This is a genomic window from Cyanobacteriota bacterium, from assembly GCA_025054735.1.
In the GTDB taxonomy this organism is placed as follows: Bacteria; Cyanobacteriota; Cyanobacteriia; order SKYG9; family SKYG9; genus SKYG9.
In genome coordinates this window covers 1-2,353 of sequence record JANWZG010000515.1, presented here as the reverse complement: position 1 = coordinate 2,353, position 2,353 = coordinate 1, and the positions used below count along the sequence as shown (strand labels likewise).

At 51.6% G+C, this 2,353-nt stretch carries 3 protein-coding genes; 1 reads left to right on the top strand and 2 read right to left on the bottom strand.

Annotation, left to right across the window (positions count from 1 at the left end; all coding sequences use genetic code 11):
• Window positions 1-288: HEAT repeat domain-containing protein (locus tag NZ772_17590; GenBank protein ID MCS6815370.1), on the top strand; the 288-nt coding region annotated here is incomplete at its 5' end.
• A 170-nt stretch (window positions 289-458) separates the two neighbouring features.
• Here the strand turns inward: NZ772_17590 and alr are convergent.
• Window positions 459-1,700 (bottom strand): alanine racemase, encoded by a 1,242-nt coding sequence (alr, locus tag NZ772_17585; protein ID MCS6815369.1) that lies wholly within the window; start codon window positions 1,698-1,700, stop codon window positions 459-461.
• A 69-nt stretch (window positions 1,701-1,769) separates the two neighbouring features.
• On the bottom strand, window positions 1,770-2,204 hold the full coding sequence (locus tag NZ772_17580) for a DUF6464 family protein (protein ID MCS6815368.1): 435 nt from the start codon (window positions 2,202-2,204) through the stop codon (window positions 1,770-1,772).
• Between the last annotated feature and the right edge of the window lie 149 nt (window positions 2,205-2,353).

Below are 2,353 nucleotides of genomic sequence, written 5' to 3'. Positions count from 1 at the left end.
GACGCACCCGTGCGTCGGAGAGCAGCAGAGGCCCTAGGCCAAATCGGCAGTGAGGGAGCAATCCCAGGCTTACTCACGGCGCTGGCAGATTCGGACGCATCCGTGCGTAGGAGCGCAGCAGCGGCTTTAGGCCAGATTGGTAGTCCGCATAGTATGACTCTGCTTAAGCAGCACCTCCAGTCTGCTCCATATGCCGAAATATTACAAGCCCTGGTCACTATCCAAGCTAACTGCAAGTACTACAACTATGACCTCGTCAGTGCACCTAGCCGTGCAGACAGCAGCTAGAAAGCAGACATACGTCGGTAGATATTGAGGCCAAGGTTACCAATGGAGAAAGCCAACAGATACTGCGTTGGTAGGGGCAATCAAATAACTATAGGTATCTTGGACTTGATGCTTGGTGACAGCTAGGTCTATGGAGAGAATGTCCCAAACCTACCATGACTTGTTAGGGCCTAAGACAGTAGATGAGCCGTGGCCTGCGCAGTATAACAGTTGACTGCAATTCGAGGCAGACGATGCCTAAACCCACAGAGAACCTCCCAAGAAATAGTGCCCAAGGTAGCAGCCCAGTCATCGGCAGAAATTCGTTGACTACCGACTTGGCCCAGCAGTGTGACTACATCCCCCTCTTGCAAATCAGGAACTTCAGTCACGTCTATCATGAGTTGATCCATCGTCACGGTTCCAATTTGGGGTACGTGTTGTCCCTGCGCTAAGACTGTCATGCGTCCAGACAAGTTGCGAGGTACACCATCTGCGTAGCCAATTCCCACTACGGCTACACGGGTTGGCCGACTGGCAATAAACCGATGGCCATAGCTCACCCCAGTTCCCGCTGCGATCGTTTTCACCTGGGTAATGCGTGCCTTTACCTGCATCACAGGCTGTAGAGTAATCCGTGGCAAACAGGTCGATGTTGTACTGCTAGTGGAAGAACTAGGAGCTAAGTGGGGAGCAGGATATAAGCCATAGATGGCTAGACCAACTCGAACTAGGTCGTAGTGCAGCCTAGGGTCTGTTAGAGTTGCGGCTGAGTTTGCCAAGTGTAACCAAGGCAGAGGGATACCCGCAGCCTGAATCTGACGAAGGGCAGTCTCGAACCGTTGCTGCTGCTGGTGAACGATAGTTTGGTCGGGGTCATCGGCAGTAGCTAGATGGGAATAGATGCTGGCAATATGCAAGTTAGGATCCCTATGAACGTATTGCACAAATTCCAGAGCTTGCTGCCAAGGAGTTCCCAAACGAGACATGCCCGTGTCTAACTTGAGGTGGACGGCAAGGGGCGATCGACTGCTAGGGGTATGGGCAATGGCCTCTGACATCATGGCAGCTTGGGCGATCGTGCATAGGGTAGGCTGAAGTTGCCAACGGACGATCGCTCGTACCTGTTCTGCTGTTTGGGTCGCGCCCAAAATCAAAATCGGAGCTTTAATCCCTGCTTCCCGTAGTTCGATACCTTCTGGAATCGTTGCTACACCCAACCAAGTTGCTCCGTGTTGCAATACGGTTTTCGCCACCATTACTGCCCCATGTCCGTAAGCATCAGCTTTCACCACCGCCATCAAGCCTGTTTGAGGTGACAACACCCGTCGAATCTGCTGGACGTTGTGCGCCAGTGCCGCTACATCAATTTCTACCCAGGCTCGCTCGCATTGCATGGCAGCAATACTGGGGCTATGTTCCCAACTTAACATCGTGGTTACCTCTTCACACCATTACCCAAGCATTATGCCAAGGCTGCGACATTTGGCAAGCTGATGACGCTATCCACGTTGCGATTTTTCAGCAGCGTAGGAATGGCCTGCTATCGGCTCATAAAATCGGCATTGACTGCATGACCCTGAAGGGTTTACAGCACAGCGCACCAGCTCCGAGCGAGCGTTGTATCGACAGGTGATGTCCCCCAAAACCCACCGTCCGTTCACAAGACTTTTTTCTGCTACATCCTGCACAAGCTGAACATAGAGGCGAATCCTTGACAGCCGATAGCGCCCTGCTTTGTATTGATACCGATGATGCCGCTCTAAAACTAGGTATGTCTTGCCTTGCAAGTTGATGTGTGCACCAGGCTGTGGCATACCCTCTAGGTGTACGTTTCCCAGCACAGTTTGAGGATGGCTGAGAATTACCTCGGTGAGAGGGGCAGACGACTCTGTAGGGTGAGATTTGTGCATCGCAGTCACGGATTGTTTGGGCATCGTACCCTATGTCAGCACTGGCAGCAAGTTTGTTTAGATTCTCGCAAGAATTTTTCTTAAGATGATAGGACATGAACTGCTAATTCTACGATCGTGTTACTGATTGCGTTACCACTGTCACAGAGTCCCATGACCTAATACAGAGTAAC